1 protein-coding gene is annotated in these 255 nt (G+C 35.3%); it reads left to right on the top strand.

Annotation, left to right across the window (positions count from 1 at the left end):
* Positions 1–255, top strand: a 255-nt coding sequence (gene tnpA, locus AAEZ18_RS19195; protein WP_352256019.1) for an IS200/IS605 family transposase, incomplete at both ends; no start/stop codon positions are given.

Raw genomic sequence — 255 nt, 5'->3', positions numbered from 1 at the left:
TGTAGGTGATTTTGTAAAACAAAAAATCACTGAAATTGCAGAGCGCTCAGAATTTAATATCGAAGAGATCGAGGTGGACAAAGATCATATACACATATTGCTAACGATCTCTCCCAATATCAGTGTTGCGAGTTACGTTAGGAGAATTAAACAATCTACAACGCAAAGTCTATGGTCGAGATTTAAATGGTTTAAAAAGCAATTCTGGGTTAAAAAAACATTTTGGTCTGACGGATATTTTGTTTGCTCTGTTGG

The organism is Pseudoalteromonas sp. 19-MNA-CIBAN-0066 (assembly GCF_040308705.1).
Classification (GTDB): Bacteria; Pseudomonadota; Gammaproteobacteria; order Enterobacterales; family Alteromonadaceae; genus Pseudoalteromonas; species Pseudoalteromonas nigrifaciens.
This window is presented reverse-complemented; position numbering and strand designations above follow the sequence as displayed.